The sequence below is a fragment of the Bacillus sp. SRL337 genome, from assembly GCF_984799155.1.
On sequence record NZ_OZ481793.1, the window covers coordinates 1,288,125 to 1,309,433 of the forward strand.

The 21,309-nt window shown below is 42.7% G+C and carries 18 protein-coding genes; 13 read left to right on the top strand and 5 right to left on the bottom strand.

Features of this window, described 5'->3' with window-relative positions:
• Positions 1-25 precede the first annotated feature (25 nt).
• On the top strand, positions 26-1,426 hold the full coding sequence (gene hemY / locus AC4E8A_RS06330; RefSeq protein WP_490197457.1) for a protoporphyrinogen oxidase: 1,401 nt from the start codon (positions 26-28) through the stop codon (positions 1,424-1,426).
• A 446-nt stretch (positions 1,427-1,872) separates the two neighbouring features.
• The gene (locus AC4E8A_RS06335) at positions 1,873-2,124 is read left to right on the top strand and encodes a hypothetical protein (protein WP_490197458.1); all 252 of its coding nucleotides are present in this window, start codon (positions 1,873-1,875) and stop codon (positions 2,122-2,124) included.
• A 1,189-nt stretch (positions 2,125-3,313) separates the two neighbouring features.
• Here the strand turns inward: AC4E8A_RS06335 and qoxD are convergent.
• Genes qoxD through qoxA form a run of 4 tightly spaced genes read right to left on the bottom strand, consistent with a single transcriptional unit; the run spans position 3,314 to position 7,191 of the window.
• Positions 3,314-3,616 (bottom strand): cytochrome aa3 quinol oxidase subunit IV, encoded by a 303-nt coding sequence (qoxD, locus tag AC4E8A_RS06340; protein WP_490197460.1) that lies wholly within the window; start codon positions 3,614-3,616, stop codon positions 3,314-3,316.
• Positions 3,617-4,222 carry a cytochrome aa3 quinol oxidase subunit III gene (qoxC, locus tag AC4E8A_RS06345; protein ID WP_490197462.1) on the bottom strand — a complete coding sequence of 202 codons (606 nt, stop codon included), beginning with the start codon at positions 4,220-4,222 and terminating at the stop codon, positions 3,617-3,619.
• Positions 4,212-6,188, bottom strand: a complete 1,977-nt coding sequence (gene qoxB / locus AC4E8A_RS06350) for a cytochrome aa3 quinol oxidase subunit I (protein ID WP_490197464.1) — start codon at positions 6,186-6,188, stop codon at positions 4,212-4,214. Before qoxB ends, qoxC begins: the two co-directional genes overlap by 11 nt.
• Positions 6,178-7,191, bottom strand: a complete 1,014-nt coding sequence (gene qoxA / locus AC4E8A_RS06355) for a cytochrome aa3 quinol oxidase subunit II (RefSeq protein ID WP_490197466.1) — start codon at positions 7,189-7,191, stop codon at positions 6,178-6,180. Before qoxA ends, qoxB begins: the two co-directional genes overlap by 11 nt.
• 1,236 nt (positions 7,192-8,427) lie before the next feature.
• Between qoxA and AC4E8A_RS06360 the strand changes: the two genes are divergently transcribed.
• From AC4E8A_RS06360 to AC4E8A_RS06380, 5 genes are all read left to right on the top strand, one after another.
• A complete protein-coding gene (locus tag AC4E8A_RS06360) occupies positions 8,428-9,003 on the top strand; it encodes a TetR/AcrR family transcriptional regulator (protein WP_490197468.1) in 576 nt (191 codons plus the stop codon).
• A gap of 69 nt (positions 9,004-9,072) precedes the next feature.
• Positions 9,073-11,274: a YhgE/Pip family protein gene (locus tag AC4E8A_RS06365; RefSeq protein WP_490197470.1), complete on the top strand. Its 2,202-nt coding sequence runs from the start codon at positions 9,073-9,075 to the stop codon at positions 11,272-11,274.
• A 136-nt stretch (positions 11,275-11,410) separates the two neighbouring features.
• Positions 11,411-12,421, top strand: a complete 1,011-nt coding sequence (locus tag AC4E8A_RS06370; RefSeq protein WP_490197472.1) for a DUF3231 family protein — start codon at positions 11,411-11,413, stop codon at positions 12,419-12,421.
• 246 nt (positions 12,422-12,667) lie between these two features.
• Positions 12,668-13,633: a phosphotransferase enzyme family protein gene (locus AC4E8A_RS06375; protein ID WP_490197473.1), complete on the top strand. Its 966-nt coding sequence runs from the start codon at positions 12,668-12,670 to the stop codon at positions 13,631-13,633.
• A gap of 21 nt (positions 13,634-13,654) precedes the next feature.
• Positions 13,655-13,996: a nuclear transport factor 2 family protein gene (locus AC4E8A_RS06380; RefSeq protein WP_490197475.1), complete on the top strand. Its 342-nt coding sequence runs from the start codon at positions 13,655-13,657 to the stop codon at positions 13,994-13,996.
• Between the two features lie 231 nt (positions 13,997-14,227).
• Here AC4E8A_RS06380 and yhfH read toward each other — a convergent pair whose 3' ends face one another.
• Positions 14,228-14,362, bottom strand: coding sequence for a protein YhfH (yhfH, locus tag AC4E8A_RS06385; protein WP_490197476.1), 135 nt, complete (start codon positions 14,360-14,362; stop codon positions 14,228-14,230).
• A gap of 202 nt (positions 14,363-14,564) precedes the next feature.
• On the opposite strand from yhfH, the gene AC4E8A_RS06390 reads away from it, so the two are divergent.
• The 6 genes from AC4E8A_RS06390 (at position 14,565) to AC4E8A_RS06415 (ending at position 21,272) form a co-directional block, all read left to right on the top strand.
• Positions 14,565-15,299, top strand: coding sequence for an MBL fold metallo-hydrolase (locus tag AC4E8A_RS06390; protein ID WP_490197477.1), 735 nt, complete (start codon positions 14,565-14,567; stop codon positions 15,297-15,299).
• A gap of 13 nt (positions 15,300-15,312) precedes the next feature.
• Positions 15,313-16,299 (top strand): lipoate--protein ligase, encoded by a 987-nt coding sequence (lplA, locus tag AC4E8A_RS06395; protein ID WP_490197479.1) that lies wholly within the window; start codon positions 15,313-15,315, stop codon positions 16,297-16,299.
• 109 nt (positions 16,300-16,408) lie between these two features.
• Positions 16,409-16,549, top strand: coding sequence for a hypothetical protein (locus tag AC4E8A_RS06400; RefSeq protein ID WP_187444358.1), 141 nt, complete (start codon positions 16,409-16,411; stop codon positions 16,547-16,549).
• Positions 16,550-17,303: 754 nt separating this feature from the next.
• Positions 17,304-18,857 (top strand): fatty acid--CoA ligase family protein, encoded by a 1,554-nt coding sequence (locus AC4E8A_RS06405; RefSeq protein ID WP_490197481.1) that lies wholly within the window; start codon positions 17,304-17,306, stop codon positions 18,855-18,857.
• Positions 18,858-19,157: 300 nt separating this feature from the next.
• Positions 19,158-19,934, top strand: a complete 777-nt coding sequence (locus AC4E8A_RS06410; RefSeq protein WP_490197482.1) for an enoyl-CoA hydratase-related protein — start codon at positions 19,158-19,160, stop codon at positions 19,932-19,934.
• 591 nt (positions 19,935-20,525) lie between these two features.
• Positions 20,526-21,272 carry a YdcF family protein gene (locus tag AC4E8A_RS06415; RefSeq protein ID WP_490197483.1) on the top strand — a complete coding sequence of 249 codons (747 nt, stop codon included), beginning with the start codon at positions 20,526-20,528 and terminating at the stop codon, positions 21,270-21,272.
• Positions 21,273-21,309 lie beyond the last annotated feature (37 nt).

A 21,309-nucleotide genomic window follows, 5' to 3' on the forward strand; every position in this document is an offset into this window, starting at 1 on the left:
ACTATAAAAAGAAGGCGATGGACCAGTGGAGAAACAAAAGGTAGTAATTATCGGCGGGGGAATTACAGGATTAACATCAGCTTATTATTTACAAAAAGAAGCCGAAAAGACCGGACGTCCACTTGATATTACGTTGATTGAAGCCAGCCATAGACTCGGCGGTAAAATCCAGACGGTGACAAAGGACGGCTTTGTGATTGAAAGAGGACCAGATTCGTTTCTTGAAAGGAAAGAGAGTGCTGCCAGACTTGCAAAAGAGGTCGGAGTGGATGATGAACTTGTCAACAACTCGACTGGCAAGTCTTATGTTCTTGTGAATGAAGAACTTCATCCAATGCCGGGAGGCTCTGTAATGGGGATTCCCACACAGATGGCTCCTTTTGTTACCACCGGTTTGTTTTCAATGCAAGGCAAGGCAAGGGCGGCAGCTGACTTTGTTTTACCCAAATCCAGCGTAAAAGGGGATCAGTCACTCGGCCAATTCTTCAGAAGGAGACTTGGTGATGAAGTGGTTGAAAACTTAATCGAACCGCTGTTGTCAGGAATCTATGCTGGCGATATTGATCAGCTCAGCCTTATGTCAACATTCCCGCAATTTTACCAGGTTGAACAAAAGCATAGAAGCTTGATTCTTGGAATGAGAAAGACAACCCCGGCTCCACAGAATAAAGGTGGAAAGAAAAAAGGGATCTTCCTGACATTAACGAGAGGCTTACAGTCATTAGTGGATGCGATTGAAGAGAACCTTGCCCCTGATTCTGTTTTGAAAGGAGTCAGAGTCGAACATATTGAGAAGGATGAGAATAGCAGCTATTCTTTATTACTGAATAACGGTGAAAGACTGGAAGCGGACAGTGTCATTGTGACAACTCCGCATCCGGCCATCCCGGCAATGTTCCCTCAATACCGTTTCTTTGATCATTTAAAAAATACTCCGGCTACTTCGGTGGCTACGGTTGCCATGGCTTTTCCAGAAGAAGCCATCACAAAGGACATCGATGGGACTGGTTTTGTCGTGTCACGCAACAGTGATTATACAATCACCGCATGCACATGGACACACAAAAAGTGGCCGCATTCGACTCCAGAAGGAAAAGTATTGCTGAGATGCTATGTCGGCAGGGCAGGAGATGAAGCGGTTGTCGATCTTTCTGACAGCCAGATAGAAAAAATTGTCCTTCAGGATCTGAACAAAATCATGGACATCTCGATGGAACCGGAATTCACCATCGTATCAAGGTGGAAAGATGCCATGCCTCAGTACACTGTCGGGCATAAAGACAGATTAGAGACCATGCAGTCAGATGTCAAAAGGGAACTTCCAGGCTTGTTCATTGCTGGAAGCTCGTTTGAAGGTCTCGGTCTTCCTGATTGTATTGATCAGGGTGAGAAAGCAGTCCATGATGTATTGAAATACCTATCATGATATAAAAAGCATGCGCGCTGGCAATCAGCGTGCATGCTTTTTTGTGTTTGCCTGCCAAGCGTACCCTTTCAGGGAGATTCAGAGATATGAAAGGCACGTTTCATCTTTAAACGTACCCCTAGTGGCCATTTCCAAGAGTTATAAGGGTACGATTAGAAGAGAAACCTACCCTTTAGTCCAGTTTCAAGTATTCTAGGGAAACATTTCGTCTGTAAATCTATTCCTGCAAAAAGGTTCATAAGAAAAAATGGTACAACCACCGCCTTGAGGATGGAAAACGAGCACAAGGTCACTTGAAGAGGGGCTACCTGGAAATACTCTCTTTTAAATACAGGAGAATAATTGTGTTCTAAAGTAGACGGAAAAACTATTTTTGAATTTTTTAAGAATTTTATTTGACAAATCTGTGAACAAACATAAAATAGTATATAAAGGGGGAGAACCGGATGGGAAATAAAGAACAAACATTAGCAGTTGTAAAATGGTTATCTGCTGCAGGTACAGCAATCGGATTAATGATTACTTTTTATAGCTTTTTTGTAAGCGGTGCCACACAAGATTATATGCTTTCAATCGGAATCGGTGTGATGGTTGGATTCATGTTTATCTTCGTAACGATGATTTTCTTGCCTCTTATTGAGGAGTTTACAGGAAAGAGCAAGCCTGAAATGAGCGGAATGATCAAGAATAGAATATAATTTACAGATGCAAAGAAGGCTTGGAGAAAAAAATCTCCAAGCCTTTTAAAATTTGTATTTTTTTTGTATCAGCTGCCAGTTTGGACCGCTGCTTCCGCTTTTCTAATTGTCCAGCTCCAAGGCCCCAACGGCTAGCAGATTTCGGTCTCTCTCCTTACGATAAGTCATCATCGAATCGCCGAAGCTCTTCGTGATTCCTTTATCTCATACGAGAGTCCTCCAATCTGTACGCCGCTTAAGCGGGGCCTTTCCGCTTTTCTAATTGTCCAGCTCCAAGGCCCCAACGGCTAGCAGATTTCGGTCTCTCTCCTTACGATAAGTCATCATCGAATCGCCGAAGCTCTTCGTGATTCCTTTATCTCATACGAGAGTCCTCCAATCTGTACGCCGCTTAGCGGGGCCTTTCCGCTTTTCTAATTGTCCAGCTCCAAGGCCCCAACGGCTAGCAGATTTCGGTCTCTCTCCTTACGATAAGTCATCATCGAATCGCTGAAGCTCTTCGTGATTCCTTTATCTCATACGAGAGTCCTCCAATCTGTACGCCGCTTAGCGGGGCCTTTCCGCTTTTCTAATTGTCCAGCTCCAAGGCCCCAACGGCTAGCAGATTTCGGTCTCTCTCCTTACGATAAGTCATCATCGAATCGCTGAAGCTCTTCGTGATTCCTTTATCTCATACGAGAGTCCTCCAATCTGTACGCCGCTTAGCGGGGCCTTTCCGCTTTTCTAATTGTCCAGCTCCAAGGCCCCAACGGCTAGCAGATTTCGGTCTCTCTCCTTACGATAAGTCATCATCGAATCGCTGAAGCTCTTCGTGATTCCTTTATCTCATACGAGAGTCCTCCAATCTGTACGCCGCTTAGCGGGGCCTTTCCGCTTTTCTAATTGTCCAGCTCCAAGGCCCCAACGGCTAGCAGATTTCGGTCTCTCTCCTTACGATAAGTCATCATCGAATCGCTGAAGCTCTTCGTGATTCCTTTATCTCATACGAGAGTCCTCCAATCTGTACGCCGCTTAGCGGGGCCTTTCCGCTTTTCTAATTGTCCAGCTCCAAGGCCCCAACGGCTAGCAGATTTCGGTCTCTCTCCTTACGATAAGTCATCATCGAATCGCTGAAGCTCTTCGTGATTCCTTTATCTCATACGAGAGTCCTCCAATCTGTACGCCGCTTAGCGGGGCCTTTCCGCTTTTCTTAGTGCGCAGCATGACCAGATGACAATACCCAGATAGAACCGATAACAATGACGACCGCACAGAATACGGCATAAATGATATTGACAATCTGTACTTTGCCATCTTCTCCTTCATTGACGTGCATGAACATGAATAACTGAAGACCTGCCTGAATAATGGCAAGTGTTCCTATTACCCACATAATTACCGTAAAGGAAAGAGAGGTTTTTAGTGCTGCCCAAGCCGCAACAAAGGTTAGGGCGAGTGACATGATGAAACCGGCCACATGACTTATCGGGTAGCTTTTAGTGCTCTTTTCCATTTACATCACCAACCCTTTCAGATAAACGAATGTAAAGATGAAGATCCAGACCACATCAAGGAAATGCCAGTACAATCCGATGATAAATACCTTTCGGGCAGTAACAGGGGTCAGTCCTCTTTTTACAAGCTGGATAATGACCATACTTGCCCAGAAGATACCGAAAGTTACGTGGGCACCGTGTGTTCCAAGCAGTACGAACAGGCTTGAAAGGAATGCACTTGTCTGAATTGTTGCACCTTCATGTACATAATGTATGAATTCACTGATTTCCATGAATAAGAATCCGGCACCAAGGCCGAGGGTAATGATTAACCAGGTAATCATCCCTTTCAAATTACTGCGTCTCATTTCAAATATAGCCAATCCGCATGTGAAACTGGATGTCAGAAGCAATACAGTCTGAATCAAGACCTCTTTGATCATAAAGATATCCTGGTGTGTCGGACCACCGGCATAGCGGTGGCTCAACACAGAATAGACAGCAAACAAGGTAGCGAAGAGGGCGATCTCAGCTCCAAGGAATATCCAGAAACCAAGGATATTCAAACGGTTTTGCTCTGTTTGATACTCTAAAGGAAGGGATGTATCGACTTTAGCTGACATGTTTGTTCACCTCTCCTTTTTTGTTTCTCCATGAACGTTCAACCTCTTTGATCTCTTCAACAGGGATGTAATATCCTTCGTTGTAATCGAACGAACGATAAATCAGTCCGGCAATGATGCCGACGGAAGCAACAATGGTTGCAATCTGCCACTCAAATACAAGGAAGAATCCTGCGGTACCGAAGAACACACACATGATGAACGGCAAGCCGGAGTTGCTTGGCATGTGGATCTTCTTGATTTCTGAGTCGCTTAACGTCAAGCCTTCATTGTTCTTTTTCATATGCCAGAAAGCATCGATCTTTTTCACTTCAGGTTGTTTTGCAAAGTTGTAATATTGAACTGGAGAAGAAGTTGCCCACTCCAATGTTCGTGCATCCCACGGATCGCTTGAGATATTGCGGTCTGCGTAGCGGATGCTCCAATAGATGTTGTAGCAGAATACTGCGAAACCAGCTGCAAGGATGATAGAACCAATTGCAGACAACAAGAACAATCCAGAGAACCCTGATTCTGCTGAGAAGGTATAAGAACGGCGTACCGCCCCTTTTAGTCCCAGGAAGAACATAGGCATGAATGTTACGTTGAAACCGATATTAAATAACCAGAAATGCCATTTTCCTAACTTTTCATTCAGCATATGGCCGAACATTTTTGGCCACCAGTAGTATAATCCAGCAAATACAGCGTAAACAACACCAGGAATCAATACATAGTGGAAGTGAGCCACCAGGAACAATGTATTATGGTATTGGTAATCTGCTGCACCCATCGCAAGCATGACACCAGTCACACCGCCGATCGTGAAGGTTGGAATGAAAGCCAGCGCCCACAGCATGGAAGTGGTCATCTTGATCCGGCCTTTTCTCATGGTAAACAGCCAGTTAAATATCTTGACTCCCGTCGGCACCGCAATCATCATTGTTGTGATCGAGAAGAAGGAGTTAACAGCAGGGCCTGAGCCCATTGTGTAGAAGTGGTGGACCCACACGACCATACTCAATACAGCAATACCGACAATCGCGTAAACCATCGATTTATAGCCAAACAGTGATTTGCGAGAGAATGTAGCAATGACTTCAGAGAAAATACCGAAGGCTGGCAATGCTACTATATATACTTCAGGGTGTCCCCATAACCAGAACAGGTTTGCCCAGAGCATATCCATTCCTCCACCGGAAACTGTGAAGAAATGCGTTCCGAAAATACGGTCCGTTGTCATCAATGCCAATGCAACAGTAAAGATAGGGAACGCTGCGACAATGATCACAGATGTAATCATTGTGGTCCATGTGAACATTGGCATCTTCATCAGACCCATGCCTTTTGTTCTCATTTTTAAGATCGTGACGATAAAGTTAATCCCTGTCATCAATGTACCGATACCGGCAATCTGTAGGGCAACTGCATAATAGTTATTCGCTATACCCGGGCTGAATTCCTTACCAGCAAGCGGGAAGTAGGATGTCCATCCGGCATCAGGAGATCCCCCGATGACGAATGAAAGGTTGAATAGCATAGCTCCGGCAAAGAACAGCCAGAAACTCAAAGCATTCAATTGAGGGAACGCAACATCGCGTGCACCGATTTGCAGCGGGACGACAACGTTCATTAATCCAATCAAGAAAGGCATCGCCATGAAAAGAATCATGATAACGCCGTGTGTTGTAAAAATTTCATTGTAGTGCTGTGCATTCAGAAATTCCATTTCGGGTCTTGAGGTCTGTGCCTTCATCAGCAATCCGTCAATACCTCCACGGAAAAACATCAGAACGGCAGAGATTATATACATGATTCCTATACGTTTATGGTCAACGGTCGTAATCCATTCCTTCCACAACCAGGTCCATTTCTTTAAATAGGTAACACCAAAAACGATACCGATCATTGTCAGTGCAATGGAGATCTGGGCTCCTAAGATAAGGGGGTCTCCTGTGACGAAAAATTCATCCCATTTAATGCCCATGGTGTTCACCTCCGTGAGAGTCGTGTTCATCTTCGCTGTGCTCACCGTGTGAATCTTCATCTTCCTTGGATTCATCTGTTTCATCAGCGTTTTTGTAATTATCTTCTTCTTCAAACGTTTTTCCTTGGTATCCGTGGTAACGGTATAATTCAGGGTTGGTGTATGTTTTTGACTTCATATCTGAATGGTCAACCCATGCAAGGTGTGTATCATTAAATGTCATTCTGCCTAAGTGAGTAGGCTCTAATAGTTCTTCATATTTTTGTTCTGTAAGTTTAGGAGCCGTGTCTTTTACTTCTTCGACCCACTCATCATAATCTGATTGAGTTTGAGCCAGTACTTCAAATTCCATCTCGGCATAACCGCGGCCATTGAAGTTTGAGTTTTTTCCCATATAAGAACCAGGATTATCTGCAGCAAGATAAAGCTCTGTTTCCATTTTGGCCATGGCATATTTTTGGCCGCCCAATGCTGGTACCCAGAAGGACTGCATTGTGCTGGCTGACGTCAGCTTGAACAAGACGGGAGTATCCTCAGGAATGTTGACATAGTTGACGGTTTCAATGCCTTCTTCAGGATAGCTGAAGATCCATTTCCAATCGGCAGCTGTTACATGAATCGTAATCGGTTCCTTTTCTTCAAGTGATTGGGGAACCTCTTCCAACGCATAAAGTGTTTTAACTGTCGGAATCGTCAAAGCGATGACGATAAGAATCGGGATACCTGTCCAGATAACCTCAAGCAGTGTGCTGCCGTGTTCTTCAGGCGGCTCATAGTCCATGTTTTCTGGTTTCTCTCTGTACTTCCAGATGATAAAAGCAAACAATGCAAAAACGAATACTACTACGATTAACATCCAAATAAGCGACCAGTTGATTAAATCAGCGATGGACCTTGCCACCGGACCCTGTGGTTCGAAAACAACCATATTCGTCTCACAGCCACCTAAGAAAAGCAATAGTGATAATGGCAGCAATATCATTAAAGGCTTTAGTGATTTCATCTCTGTTCCTCACCTTCTTTTTATAAAATGTCACAATTTGTTCAAAAATGTTCAGTACTTCACAAACTTATTGAAAAAAATTTGTGTTTGTCAGAAGAGCAATTTAACATAATCGCGCCTTCCAGTAAGTGAATAATATCACATAAGGCATGTTTAATTTGTTACAAAAAAAGTAAGGTTGATTTTTACAGTCGGCAAACAATCCATTAATCAGTTGCGAAAACCTTGATATTACAAGGGTTTGAGTGCTTTTTGAATCTGTGACAAGAATTCGAACGTTTGGAGGTTGAGGTGTTGTCAGGGCAATTTTATATATTTCTTGATACTGTTTTGGAGAATAAGGGGGAAGCAAATTTAATAAGAATGGACCATATCTTTGTTTTGAAGTTGAAGAATTGAATGGTTAGTAGAGGGATGGAGCAGATTTTTTGTCCTTGTTCAAGAATGTCTCCATTAATGATGAACTAGTAGCTCCCATCCATTTCAAGGTTGACCCAATAATTACTTCCTGAGATCTGATAGTATAATTGGGTATTCCTTATAGAAAATGAACCAGTCGCCCTCTAAAAGGCCAACTTTGAAAATAGTTACTGAAAACGACAATTCCACCATCTTTCTTAATTGTTTCTATTAATAAGTGTCTTTTATTAAGGTTGCTTTCGCATATATTGTTATTTCCGAAAAAATCCCAAAAGGCGGATTTTTCCCCTGTATACTACGTTTTTCACTCTGAACGAAGAGAGAAGCTCTTTTCTCACTTGCTAAACAGGGAATTTTTCCGGTTCATTACTCCACTCTCTTTCGGAATAATTATTAAATAGCAGCAAAGTTTACGAAAAGATCCTTTCTAAAAGATTGTTGCTTTTGAATGCTTTATTATCCTCCTCCCCATTTTTACGTAGGAGGATTAGAGCGGAAGGTGTCCGACCTCCTGCGGGACTAGCGGGACCAGGTGAGACCCCGGAGGCTCAACGCCCGCCCCGAGCTTGGAGCGGAAATCGATTACTTTTAAAATAGCCGCAATTTATTGCGAAAACAGCCTTTATTAAACTTTGCTGCTGTTTAATAGGAAACCAATACATACGGACGCAGAAAACATCCGGTTTTCAACATCAATCTATACGGGATCCGCCTTAATAAAGTGTGGTTGCTATAATGTGAAATATATGATAATGTACATATGAATCTAATATGACCATATTACAGATTTGGTCACATAGTCAAAAGGGTGAGCGCATGTCCATTGATCGAAAAACACTAATAGTAGAGGCTGCAACGAAATCCTTTTCTTTGTTTGGGTATAAAGCAACTACTATGGATCAAGTATCAAAGCTTGCAAACGTAGGAAAAGGAACAATTTATAACTTTTTTAAAAATAAAGAAGAGCTTTTCGATGAAATCATCGGTTCGTTGATCAAAGAGATGAAAGAGGCAGCTGAGGAAGTCATCAACCCACGGAATACATTTTCTGAAAACGTACATGCTGCGTTATTCAGGATTTTGGAGTTCAGAAAAGAACACCAGTTGACGATCAAGTTGTTTCAAGAGGAACAGGAAATGGGGACGCCGGCGGTGATTGAGGTAAGGAAGCGCCTTGAAGAAGCCGTTATATCCTATATTAAGGTGAAAATTCAGGAGGCTGTTGAAAGAGGTGAAATCAGGCAGTGCAATCCTGAAATCACAGCTTTTGTCATGCTTCAATTATATGTATCCCTTATCTTCGATTGGGAGCAACGACATGAGCCGCTTGATAAAGATCAAATTGCAAAGCTGTTTGAATTGTATCTTTTTGAAGGATTATCTTCGAGGTAATTCTTTCTTTTTTATCACATGTGACTAAATGTCTAAAATGGTCATTTGTTCAATATAGGAGGATAAAGGATGAAAAAATCATTATTTCTAGCAGAATTGAAGAGGATCATCAGTAATCGAAAATTGTTTATTCCCATCCTCGCAGTCATGTTCATCCCGATCATGTACAGCGGAATGTTCTTGTGGGCGTTCTGGGATCCGTACGGACAGCTGGAAGATTTGCCGGTTGCGGTTGTCAATAATGATTCCGGCGCTGAATTTGATGGGAAAGAGATGAAGCTGGGCGAAGACCTGGTTGAGAAGTTGAAGGACAGTGATAAATTCAACTTTCACTTCGTAGATCAAGAAGAAGGCTACGAAGACCTCCAGCACCAACAGTATTACATGCTGGTAGAGATACCCGATTCATTTTCAAAGAATGCGACAACTCTTCTCGACGAACACCCGGAAAAGCTATCATTGAAATATGTTCCAAATGAAGGATTTAACTATCTTTCAGGCCAGATAGGCGATTCGGCGATAAAAGAAATTAAATCCAGTCTTTCCAAAACAGTCACTGAAACATATGCTGAGACAATGTTTGAAAACATAGACAAAATGGGGCAGGGATTTGCTGATGCAAGCAAGGCTGCTTCCGAGTTAAATGAAGGAACGAACAAAGTCTCAAATGGTGCTGCAGAATTGAAGGAAAACTTGACATTACTGGCAGAAAAAAACCTGGAATTTGACAATGGCCTTTCTGAAGTAAAGGGCGGGGTGGATGAACTCGCTGTCAAGACGAAGGAACTTTCAGAAGGATTAGGTGAAGTTTTCAACGGATACAGCCAATTATATGAAGGAGCAGAAAAACTGCAAAATGGATCTGATCAAGCAGTCATTGGTGCCGATGCCTTGTCAGCAGGATCTGAAAAAGCTGCTGAAGGATTTGAGAAAATCGTGACAAGTACTGAGCAGCTGAAAGATGGAGCAGGCAATGCAGCCGATGGAGCGGAGGCTCTTGGACAAGGAGCATCCGAGGTTCAGTCTGGAGCTTCGGAACTCACCAAGGGACTTACAGTCCTGGACCAGTCCTTATCCCCGATCTTGGAAACAATGCCTGAAGAACAGCGCGCCCAGATTGCTGGGCTTCTGGAAAAACTTCAGGAGGGCAGCGGCAGGCTTGAAGCAGGAACAGCCGCATTATCTGAAGGGGCTGAAGATTTGCAGGTTGGAACTGCTCAACTTAAAGGAGGTCTTCAAGCTCTAAGTGAAGGAAATAAAGGGTTGAACAGCGCTTTTTCTGAATTAAAGTCTGGTGCTGCAGAACTGGCAGAAGGAACAAACGAATTATCAAAGGGTCAGTCTGAGTTCATCGCCAAATTTTCACAGGCGAATGATGGCTTAGCCAGCGCTGTCAGCGGTTCTGAAAAACTTGCTTCTGGAGGATCTCAACTTCAAAATGGTTTGAGTCAGCTTCAAGACGGTTCAGGGAAGCTTGCTGACGGTTCTCAAAAGGCCGCTGATGGTTCTGCTGAGTTGCAAGAAGGAACGAATTCCCTCAATGACGGTACAACCGAATTTAGTGAAGAAATGAAGAAGGCTGAAGAAGAAGCCAGCTCATTCAAAACGAATGAGGAAACATCTGATATGATGGCGGAACCTGTTGAAATGGAAAAAGACGCACTCAACCACGTACCAAACTATGGGACCGGGTTTGCACCTTATTTCCTTTCTCTGGGATTATTCGTAGGAGCCCTTCTGATTTCGATTGTATATCCATTGAGAGAACCTGCGATTGCACCAGCTTCCGGATTTGCTTGGTTCAGAGGGAAACTTGCAGTATTGATTGTCTTCGGTATTGTCCAGTCATTGATTGCGGACAGTATTTTGCTGCTTGGATTGGGAATTGATGTACAAAGTGTTCCAATGTTCATTACTATGTCGATTGCAGCCAGTCTGACGTTCATCGCAATTGTTCAGGCACTGGTCACCATTTTAGGAGATCCAGGAAGGTTTGCGGCAATCATCATCCTGATCCTTCAGTTGACGACAAGTGCCGGAACATTCCCGATTGAAATGATACCTGCACAGCTGCAGCCAATCAGCGCCTTCATGCCAATGACGTATTCAGTCGCCGCCTTTAGAGGAGTTATATCAAGTGGGGATTTTGATTTTGTTTGGAAGAACATAGGTATTCTCTCCTTGTACTTCATGGCATTTGCAGCCCTGACCGCTGTTTACTTCTCTGGTTATTTCAAAAAGAAATATACCAATGACATCACAAGTGCCTAATAGTAAGTGCTGGACCGGTCTTTAAGCCGATTCAGCACTTTTTTTATGCAACATACAATATGGAAATCATTTTACATTTTAATACCCATTCCAGGTAATAATAACAGAATGAATAAGGATTCCGATGAGGTGACTTATGGAAATAGAGCATCAAACCAAACTGACAAGTTCAGAAATTGCCATGTTATGGAATACGTATATGGCGGATACAATGGCTTTTTGTATTTTGCACCATTTTTTAAACACCACAGAAGATAAAGGGGTGGATCCTGTTATCAAGTTGGCTTCAGATATTGCCAGGGAACATATCGAAGTCATCAGGGAGATCTTCCGTGAAGAAAAGCTGCCGATCCCGAATGGTTTTGGAAAACGAGATGTCAATTCTGCTGCGCCTAAGCTATTTTCTGATATATCATACTTAAGGTACATTCATCATGTAGGAAGGAGCGGGTTGAATGCCTATTCACTTGCGAAAGGGGTGTTGGCAAGAAAGGATATCCGCGCTCTCTACAGTAAATGGCTTCAGCAGTCCGATCAGTTATTTGACGCGGCATGCGAAATCATGCTGGAAAAAGGAGTATTCATCCGGTCCCCTTATATGGCTTATCCTAAAAAAGTCGAGTTTGTAAAGGAAAGAGACTTTATGGGAGGAGTATTTGGAGAAAAACGCCCCTTGCTTTCTTTGGAAGTTGCCCATCTTGGTACAAACATCGAAGTCTCAAATGTAGCAAAAACCCTTCTGCTTGGTTTCAGCCAGGTAGCACAATCCAAAACGGTGTCAGCTTACTTTAAAAGGGGTTATGACTCATCATTGAAACATAATGAAAAATTTATTGAATGTTTAAGGGTGAATGATGCTTCCTATCCCTCAACGTGGGATTCTACCATAACATCATCGACCGTAAGCCCTTTTTCCGACAAGCTTATGTTGTTTCAAATTTCTGCGTTGAATTCCATCGGCCTGGGTGATTATGGAATGGCCCTTGCCTCCTCTATGAGAAAGGATATTGCTTTGCTTTACGAAAGGCTGATTCTCAATCTAGGAAGATTTGCAGACGAGGGAACTAAAATCATGATTAAGAATGGCTGGTTTGAAAAGCCGCCCCAGACATTAGATCGGGAAAAATTAAGAAAACAGAATAGGTAGAATTTACAGAAAAAAACATTTCATGTAAACTATTCTTGTTAGGAAAATCAATTAGAAGGGGTGATATTGTGATACGGAAGCAACTTAACCTGAACGAAAGAAAACCGATATCCTTTATTGTTCCTTTTTCATACAGTTGATTAAATTTGCACCTGTGGAGGCTGTCGCGTTTATTGCGGCAGCCTTTTCATTTGGGATAATCGGTCATCCTGACATCTTTCGTTCTGAAAATTCAGGAGGAATGGCATGATGATGAAACTTTCTATTATGCGTGATTTCCTGCAATCGCCTTTGTGTAAGGAGCAGGTAAAAGGAGTCCTTTCCTTATGGGATTATGAAAAGGATTCTGAACGATTCATAAGGGTCAGCAGCAATTTTGTTTTTTCTTTCAAAAGCGGAGATGATTCTTTCATCTTGAGGTTAACGCCTGGTGAAGATCAGCACAAGTTGAAGCGGGAAATGGATTTTCTGACCATCCTTTCAAAGCAGGGTTTGATTGTTAACACCCCTGTTCCATCTATGAATGGAAAGTTGATAGAACCGCTTGTAACAGAAGCAGGAAATTTTCAAGCGGTAGTCTTTCAGTTTTTTTGTGGAGAACATCTCGAAATAGATGGAGTGAGTAATGATCGGATGATCGCTTGGGGGAGGGCTCTGGGCAGTTTGCACGCTGCTTCAAATGGAGCTGCCAGTCTCAGGGAACATTCCAGATTGGAAAGATTGTTTGAGGGAAAGGTGGCCGGCATGCCTGCCGCAGTTCAACAGGAAGAGGCATATTTGCGAGAGTGGCTGAATGGACTTGAGCAAAGCTCTGAGGTTTATGGCCCCCTCCATTTCGATTTGGAGTTGGATAATATCCTATGGAGAGGCAGTGTTCCGCAGATCATAGATTTTGAAAGCAGCTTAACTGGGTGGTATGCAGCGGATATAGCCTTCGCGTTAAGAGATTTAGTTGAAAATGCCGTTGATTTACAGGATGGGAAATTCAACCTGTTCCTCGAAGGTTACCGGCAGGCTTGGCCGATTGGAGATAAGGAAGTGGAGAACATCCCGATGTTCTTGCGTTTTCGTCGGTTAATCACCTATAAGCAGCTACTTCTTTCATTGGATCTACGGGTGGAACATGATCAGGCTGACTGGGTGCAGGAGTTGATGATGAAACTGGGCACTAAAATAACTCAATATGTGGCTGGTTTGGAACTTGAAGATTGAAGAAAGGAGCTTATATATGATATGAGGAATAAAGCAGAAGAACTGGCGCAAAAACAGCTTGAAGCATACAATGCACAAACTATAGAGGCCTTTCTGGACTGTTATAGCGAAGATGTAATCGTCATGGAATACCCATCGAATAGTGTGATGTACCAGGGGATCAACGAGATGAGGATACGATACAGCCGGATGTTTGAAGAAAATCCCGACAATCATGCAGAGCTGTTGAGCCGCATTATAAAGGGTAGCATCGCAATTGACCATGAGTATGTGACAGGAAGATCGAACGGCAAGGAAGTCCATGCTGTGGCCCTGTATGAAGTCATTCATGAGAAAATTAGTAAGGTTTGGTTTGTTGTGTAATAATGCCGATTAATTGCATTTTGATCATTTTAATATGTGGTTATTTTATGCATGGATTGCTGCTTTCTGAAAAATCACAAGAGCTTCGTTTTCCCCTGAATACCAGGGGTTTTCTCTCTCCACAGGGAGAACAGATCTTGCTTCCTGGTTTTTTGCAGATAAAGAATTTAATAGAAACAAAGTTTAAGTGGAAACAGAAGCGGAGTTGCCGCTTCTGTTTTTTTGAATTATTTACAGGTCGTGATCTGACAGACAGTTATCGCAATGGTTTCCATAGCATTCGTGCTGCTCATCGATATGCTCACCGCATTGAACACATTGCTTCCTAGGTAAATTCCTGAAAAATTCCACCACATTCGTTAACATGTTGATCACCCTCCGCTTTTTTTTGTGAGCCCCTTTGTTATATAACTGATTACTTACTTTTTAATATTGTATTATAACAGTTAAAATTTAGTCAATGAATTTTGTATTTAATCTTTAAATAATGAAAAAATAGGCGTATTGAAGTATAGTAAATATAGGATGAAAATCATTCTCAGACCATAAGTTGAAAGGAGAGAATTCTTTGAAACTGACTGTTATCGGACAGTGGGGCGGTTATCCCAAGAGGAATGAAGCCAGTTCGGGCTACCTGCTTGAAGAAAAGGGATTTAAATTGCTGATCGACTGTGGCAGCGGTGTACTATCACTTTTGCAGAATCACGTTGAAGCCTATGACCTGGATGCTGCGATTCTTTCTCATTACCACCCTGATCACACAGCTGATATTGGTGTCCTTCAGCATGCGCTTTTAATACAGAAATACCTCGGCAACAATAATAGATCCCTTCCTTTTTATGCTCATAACGAAGATAAGAAGGGCTTTGAATCACTTACATACAAAGATCTAATGAAAGGGATGGAGTATGTTCCTGAGACTCCTTTGGAGGCAGGGCCATTTAGCATCACTTTTTTAAGGACCAAGCATCCAGTACCATGTTATGCTATGAGAATTGAAGCAGGAGGAAAAACCATCGTTTATACAGCGGATTCCGCTTTTCAGGAGTCGTTCATTCCATTTGCAAAGGAAGCAGATCTTTTTCTTTGTGAATGTAACTTTTACGGAGACATGGATGGAAGCCCGGCTGGCCATATGAACAGCTATGACAGCGGAAGAACCGCCAAAGAGGCTGGTGTCAAAAAGCTTGTCCTGACTCACCTTCCACATTACGGCGACCTTAAAACGCTCAAAGAAGAGGCAGGAACCATCTATGACGGGGAAATCATCCTCGCTGAAAAAGATTTGCAATTAATTGTTTAGGAGGATTCATCACATGAAATTCATCGATAATAAAGGTATCAACGACCCGCGCATTAACTTGGCAATTGAGGAATATGCGTTAAAGAACCTTGATATCAACGAAGACTATTTGCTTTTTTATATTAATCAGCCATCGATCATCATTGGAAAGAATCAAAATACGATAGAAGAGATCAATACGGAATATGTGGAAGGGCAAAACCTGCATGTCGTCCGCCGTTTGTCCGGGGGAGGAGCGGTTTATCATGACCTCGGGAATCTTAACTTCAGCTTCATCACAAAAGATGATGGTGAAAGCTTCCATAACTTCCAGAAGTTCACTGAACCTGTTGTCAAAGCGTTGAAAAAATTAGGAGTCAATGCCGAATTAAGCGGAAGAAATGATATCGAAGCAGAGGGCCGCAAGATCTCCGGAAATGCTCAATTTTCAACCAAAGGCAGAATGTTCAGCCACGGAACTCTTCTATTTGATTCTGAAATTGAAAATGTCGTCTCTGCATTGAAAGTAAGAAAGGATAAAATTGAATCCAAAGGGATCAAATCGATTCGCAGCCGAGTAGCGAATATTTCGGAATTTCTTTCAGAGAAGATCTCCATAATTGAATTCCGTTCCATGCTCCTTCGCTATATCTTTGATGAAAATGAAGTCGAGGAATATGTGCTGACAGAGGAAGACTGGAAGAATATCAATGAACTGTCTGAGCAAAGATACCAAAACTGGGATTGGAACTATGGAAGATCTCCGAAGTTCAACCTCCAGCATTCGCATCGTTTCCCTGTAGGCTCCATTGACATCAGGCTTGAAGTCAATAAAGGCATCATCGAAAACTGCAAGATATATGGTGACTTCTTCGGTGTAGGTGATGTAAGTGAAATCGAAAACAAACTGACCGGATTGAAATATGAAAAGGCACAAGTGGAACAAGCACTAGAAGGAGTAGAAATTAAACACTACTTTGGAAACGTCACGAAAGAGGATATCGTCAACCTAGTCTATTGATCTGAGAAATTCCTGTTCACCAATGTTTTTTTTCTGCAAAAAGGTTAATAATAGCTTCTTATGGATAAAACATAGTAAAGAGCAGATTTGAAGAAAGTGGTGAATTCAAATGGAAAGAGCTCAGGTGAAAAGGTACTGCGAAAACGATAAAAAAGAAACCATCCATGATGCTGTCGAAGATGCCCTTGAGATCCAATACAAGTGCACTGTCTGCGGACGCGAGGAACAAGTAGTCAAGAATTTCTTCTGATAATAAAATAGTCAAAACGCACGGAATCATGGATTCCGTGCGTTTTGCATTTCCTCAAGGATTGTTTATGTCTTTCTCCAACAACCACACAGCACCAAGTACCAGCGTATTTCAGGCAATGCCTCTGATTCAATTTTTGATGAAGTTGTGGAAGATTTGATGGGGAATGAAAAACGCTGCATTTGGAGAGAGAGGGCGGAAAAAAGGTGCAATTCCAGAAGGAATAGGCCAAATCTTCAATGGCGGAGGGAAAAAAAGGTGCAATCCGAGAAGGAATAGGCCAGATCTTCGATGGCGGAGCGGGAAAAAGGTGCAATCCCCGAAGGAATAGGCCAAATCTTCGATGGCGGAGCGGAAAAAAGGTGCAATTCCCGAAGGAATAGGCCAAATCTCGATGCCGGAGGGAAAAAAAGGTGCAATCCCAGAAGGAACAGGGCAAATCTTCGATGGCGGAGCAGAAAAAAAGTGCAATTCCCGAAAAAATATCCAAATCTATGATGGAGAAGCAAATCAATATGCCAATCCAGAGAAACTGCCGAAATTCACTTGTTTTTCCCCATCCCTGCAGAGAATTTGATGAAGTTCACTAGCCGTCCCACAGAGGCACCCGCCTGTACCGTATAGTAACTAATTTAACCAAAAAGAATCAGAGCTCTTGAATTTAATGTTTTCTTTATATAAAATATATTTTGAAAACTTTTAATTTTTAGATGAATGACCATTCATTCATTATTTGGGAAAAGGGAGGGAGAACATGAATCTTTCAGCACGTTTAGAAGAGTCGTCAAAAGTCCATGCTTTGAAGCCAGCTTATTATTTTATGGGGCAGTCCAGTACATATGGAGAATTGAATGGAGCTGTCAATAAATTTGCCAGTGGACTCGAAGAACTCGGATTAGGCAAAGGGGATCATATAGCACTTGTGCTTGGCAACTCACCTCATTTCATCATTGCGTTATATGGTGCAATGAGAGCCGGAGCAACAGTCATACCAATCAACCCTATCTACACACCCGATGAAATAGGGTATATCCTCAAGAATGGGGATGTAAAAGCAGTTGTCACGCTGGACATCATGCTGCCGCTTGTGGAAAAGATGCATCACCATCTGCCTGAAGTGCATCACTTCATTTATTGTGAAACAGGGGATGAAAGAGCAAAGGGGCTCCAGCCTGAACAGCTTTCTGCACACCCTAACTTGAAACCGTTTTCACAAGTTGTCGATTCGGGAGATCTTTCCTACAAGGGTCCGGATTTACAAGAAGATGATACCGCTGTGATCCTTTATACTTCAGGTACCACCGGGAAGCCGAAAGGCGCTATGCTGAGTCACAAAAACCTTTATTCCAATGCAAGGGATACAGGGGAGTATCTCAAGATGAATGAAGGTGATAAAGTCATCACGACGCTGCCAATGTTCCATGTGTTCTGTTTGACGGTCGTCCTGAATGCTCCATTGATGACAGGTGCGACACTACTGATCACACCGAAATTCAGCCCGCAGGATATTTTTAAACTGGCAAAGGAATATCAACCGACAGTCTTTGCGGGGGTACCGACAATGTATAACTTCCTTTATCAGTATGAGGAAGGAAACCCCGAAGACTTCTCATCTTTAAGGCTTTGCATTTCAGGAGGGGCTTCCCTTCCAGTTGCACTTCTTAAAAACTTTGAGAAAAAGTTCAATGTCATGATTTCTGAAGGATATGGACTGTCAGAAGCATCGCCTGTTACATGCTTCAATCCGCTGGACCGTCCAAGAAAGGCTGGATCGATCGGTACTTCCATCGTCAATGTCGAAAACAAAGTGGTCGATGAACTGGGCGAAGAAGTGCCAGTCGGGATGGTGGGCGAGTTGATTGTCAGAGGCCCGAATGTGATGAAAGGCTATTACAAAATGCCTGAAGAAACAGCCGCAGCCATCCGTGACGGCTGGCTGTATACAGGGGATCTCGCCAATATGGATGACGAGGGTTATTTTACAATCGTCGATCGTAAGAAAGACATGATTCTTGTCGGCGGCTATAATGTGTATCCTCGAGAAGTGGAAGAAGTATTATACAGTCATCCTGAAGTCGTGGAAGTGGCCGTTATCGGTGTTCCAGATCCGGAAATGGGGGAAGCGGTCAGATGTTTTGTTGTGAAGAAGAACGATACTTTATCCGAGCAGGAGTTAATGGCCTATTGCAGCGAACATCTTGCAAAATACAAGCTTCCAGGCTCCATCGAATTTCTGGAAGAGCTTCCTAAAAACACGACAGGGAAAATTTTGCGAAGAGCATTGAAACAGCAAGTCGTCCAGTCCTGATAAACCTGTGCTTATTTCCGTCAGCATCCGCTTTCGGAAATGAGCTCTTTTTTAGTCTCTTTGCGTAAACTTTGTTGCTGGCTAAAATGAATTCCGGAAAAATATCGCCATCATTGACCAGAAATATCTTGAATAGCAAAAGAGAAAAGAGTTTCTTTTCCATTCAACTAGAAAAGTCCTGGAACCCAAGGGGAAAACCGGCCCTTGGGATTTTTCCAAGAGCAACAAGGTTTTTCACAGCCTTTGTCGAAAGAAGTAATGGAAGCGGACTGCTTAATTCAACACAAGGGGGATACATATATGAATTCTATTATAATAGAACAAAGAGGGCATCTTGCCATCGTAACGATCAATAGGCCGGATGCCATGAATGCTTTTAACTATGATACCTTGGCGGAACTGGAAAAAACCGTTGAATCCATAGGGATCAACCCGGACATCCGGGCAGTTGTCTTTACAGGAGCGGGAGAGAAGGCATTCAGTGTCGGAGCCGATTTGAAAGAGAGAAAAACCCTGACAGAACAACAAGTGAGAAGAAATGTGAACAAGATAGGAGATGTATTCAATTCCGTTTCCTCCCTTCCGCAACCTACGATTGCAGCAATGAATGGGTATGCTTTTGGGGGAGGCATGGAACTGGCCCTTGCCTGTGATTTCAGAATTGCAGTAAGCGGAACCACGATGGGATTGACTGAGACCAGTCTCGCCATCATTCCGGGAGCAGGAGGGACCCAGCGCCTTCCAAGGTTGATTGGGGAGTCAAAGGCAATGGAGCTGATTCTTACAGCCAAAAGACTTAAATCGGAAGAAGCTTTGGAAATCGGTATGCTGACAAAGACAGCGCCTGCAGAGTCTTTCATGGAAGAAGTCCTAACTTTTGCCGATGAAATCCTCTCCAATGGACCGGTTGCCTTGCAGCAAGCTAAGTTCGCTATCAAAAACGGGATGAACACGGACTTACAGACAGGGCTGCAAATCGAAAGAAAAGCATATGAAATCACGATTCCTACAGAGGATCGTGTGGAAGCCCTGGTTGCTTTCGGTGAAAAGAGAAAGCCTCAGTTTAAAGGAAAGTAATATAAAAGGCATCTCCTGTATCATGACGGGTTCTGTATTAAAGCGTAAATTGTGATTAGCAGGGGAAATGGTGGACCATTATATCAAGAAAAAAGGAGTGACAACATCGAGGCGATGCGGCACTCCTTTTTTAAAGTTTTGTATTCGAAAATAAAACCTGTTACCTGTGTCGATAGGCTTCTTACTCGTTTTCCATCTTATAACTGAAGATATTAGTATAACCGCACAAATTACAAAATAACCGAAACCTATATGAATCAGCATTCACTTTTTCAACAAGGTCAACCTGCTGGGGGCCGGTGGTCAAACTGAATACAGCGAACGAAGGGGAATCGACCAGTGGAGAAAGAGGATACAACCAGGGCAGGAGACGCTCGCAGTTATCACACTTGTGTATACTTGAAATCTCTTTCATACGACACCATCCAATTTATGTAAGGTATTTATGCTGGGTCCATTTTACCATGTGCTTCCTGGTCTATCTACAGTTATTCCTAGAATTATATATTTCGAATTTCATGGCTGGTAATGGGTTGGTGAAAGTGGACCAAATGTTGGTAAACTGAAGTAATCTTAAGGATGAGGGATCTCATGAAAACAAAATCTTTTTTATTTTTTTGGGCAGCGACTATTTTTGTATTCTTGATTTTTATGGCTCTGTTCAAAATTACGTTCGGGATGACATTCATCGCGGCAAATGTTCTTGTGATAGCATCTTTATACTTTTTTTCTCCCCTGAGGCGGACACCGATTTTTCGATTTATTCATAATGCTGTCCTGCTGATTTACTTCATATTTCTTCTATCTTTTGCAGCTGTCCAGATTATGCTTCTTATCGCAATGGATGGCGAAGCAGCTCCAGACAGTGATTATGCGGTCATTCTCGGAGCTGGTTTGAAAGGAGAGGAACTATCGCAGACCTTGGAAACAAGACTGAAGACAGGAGCAGAGTACCTTAAGGAGCATCCTGAAATTCCTGTAATTGTGTCCGGCGGTCAGGGAGAGGGAGAAGACATTCCGGAATCAACAGCGATGGCCAGGTATCTCGTTTCTCACGGAATCGCAGCTGATAGAATCACGGAAGAAAGTCAATCGACCACCACTTTTGAGAACCTTGAAAAATCAAAGCGAATCCTTGAAAGAAATGGGGCGTCCGATGGGCATATTCTGATCATCACCAGTGATTACCATGTTTTTCGTGCTATACTTACGGGTGAAAAACTTGGATTTCAATGCAGTGGATTGGGCGGTGAATCAAAGTTTTTTATTAAAATCAATTATATGATCAGGGAATATTTTGCTGTGGTGAAAGCTGTTGTATTTCCTGGAAAAGAATGAATATTGAGGTTCCTATTTTTCAAGTTTTTACAATTAT

Excerpts from the sequence above, each read along its gene's own strand:
- AC4E8A_RS06335 (WP_490197458.1), top strand. The coding sequence starts at position 1,873 with ATGGGAAATAAAGAACAAACATTAGCAGTTGTAAAATGGTTATCTGCT.
- qoxD (WP_490197460.1), bottom strand. The coding sequence starts at position 3,616 with ATGGAAAAGAGCACTAAAAGCTACCCGATAAGTCATGTGGCCGGTTTC.
- qoxC (WP_490197462.1), bottom strand. The coding sequence starts at position 4,222 with ATGTCAGCTAAAGTCGATACATCCCTTCCTTTAGAGTATCAAACAGAG.
- qoxB (WP_490197464.1), bottom strand. The coding sequence starts at position 6,188 with ATGGGCATTAAATGGGATGAATTTTTCGTCACAGGAGACCCCCTTATC.
- qoxA (WP_490197466.1), bottom strand. The coding sequence starts at position 7,191 with ATGAAATCACTAAAGCCTTTAATGATATTGCTGCCATTATCACTATTG.
- AC4E8A_RS06360 (WP_490197468.1), top strand. The coding sequence starts at position 8,428 with ATGTCCATTGATCGAAAAACACTAATAGTAGAGGCTGCAACGAAATCC.
- AC4E8A_RS06365 (WP_490197470.1), top strand. The coding sequence starts at position 9,073 with ATGAAAAAATCATTATTTCTAGCAGAATTGAAGAGGATCATCAGTAAT.
- AC4E8A_RS06370 (WP_490197472.1), top strand. The coding sequence starts at position 11,411 with ATGGAAATAGAGCATCAAACCAAACTGACAAGTTCAGAAATTGCCATG.
- AC4E8A_RS06375 (WP_490197473.1), top strand. The coding sequence starts at position 12,668 with ATGATGATGAAACTTTCTATTATGCGTGATTTCCTGCAATCGCCTTTG.
- AC4E8A_RS06380 (WP_490197475.1), top strand. The coding sequence starts at position 13,655 with ATGAGGAATAAAGCAGAAGAACTGGCGCAAAAACAGCTTGAAGCATAC.
- yhfH (WP_490197476.1), bottom strand. The coding sequence starts at position 14,362 with ATGTTAACGAATGTGGTGGAATTTTTCAGGAATTTACCTAGGAAGCAA.
- lplA (WP_490197479.1), top strand. The coding sequence starts at position 15,313 with ATGAAATTCATCGATAATAAAGGTATCAACGACCCGCGCATTAACTTG.
- AC4E8A_RS06400 (WP_187444358.1), top strand. The coding sequence starts at position 16,409 with ATGGAAAGAGCTCAGGTGAAAAGGTACTGCGAAAACGATAAAAAAGAA.
- AC4E8A_RS06405 (WP_490197481.1), top strand. The coding sequence starts at position 17,304 with ATGAATCTTTCAGCACGTTTAGAAGAGTCGTCAAAAGTCCATGCTTTG.
- AC4E8A_RS06410 (WP_490197482.1), top strand. The coding sequence starts at position 19,158 with ATGAATTCTATTATAATAGAACAAAGAGGGCATCTTGCCATCGTAACG.
- AC4E8A_RS06415 (WP_490197483.1), top strand. The coding sequence starts at position 20,526 with ATGAAAACAAAATCTTTTTTATTTTTTTGGGCAGCGACTATTTTTGTA.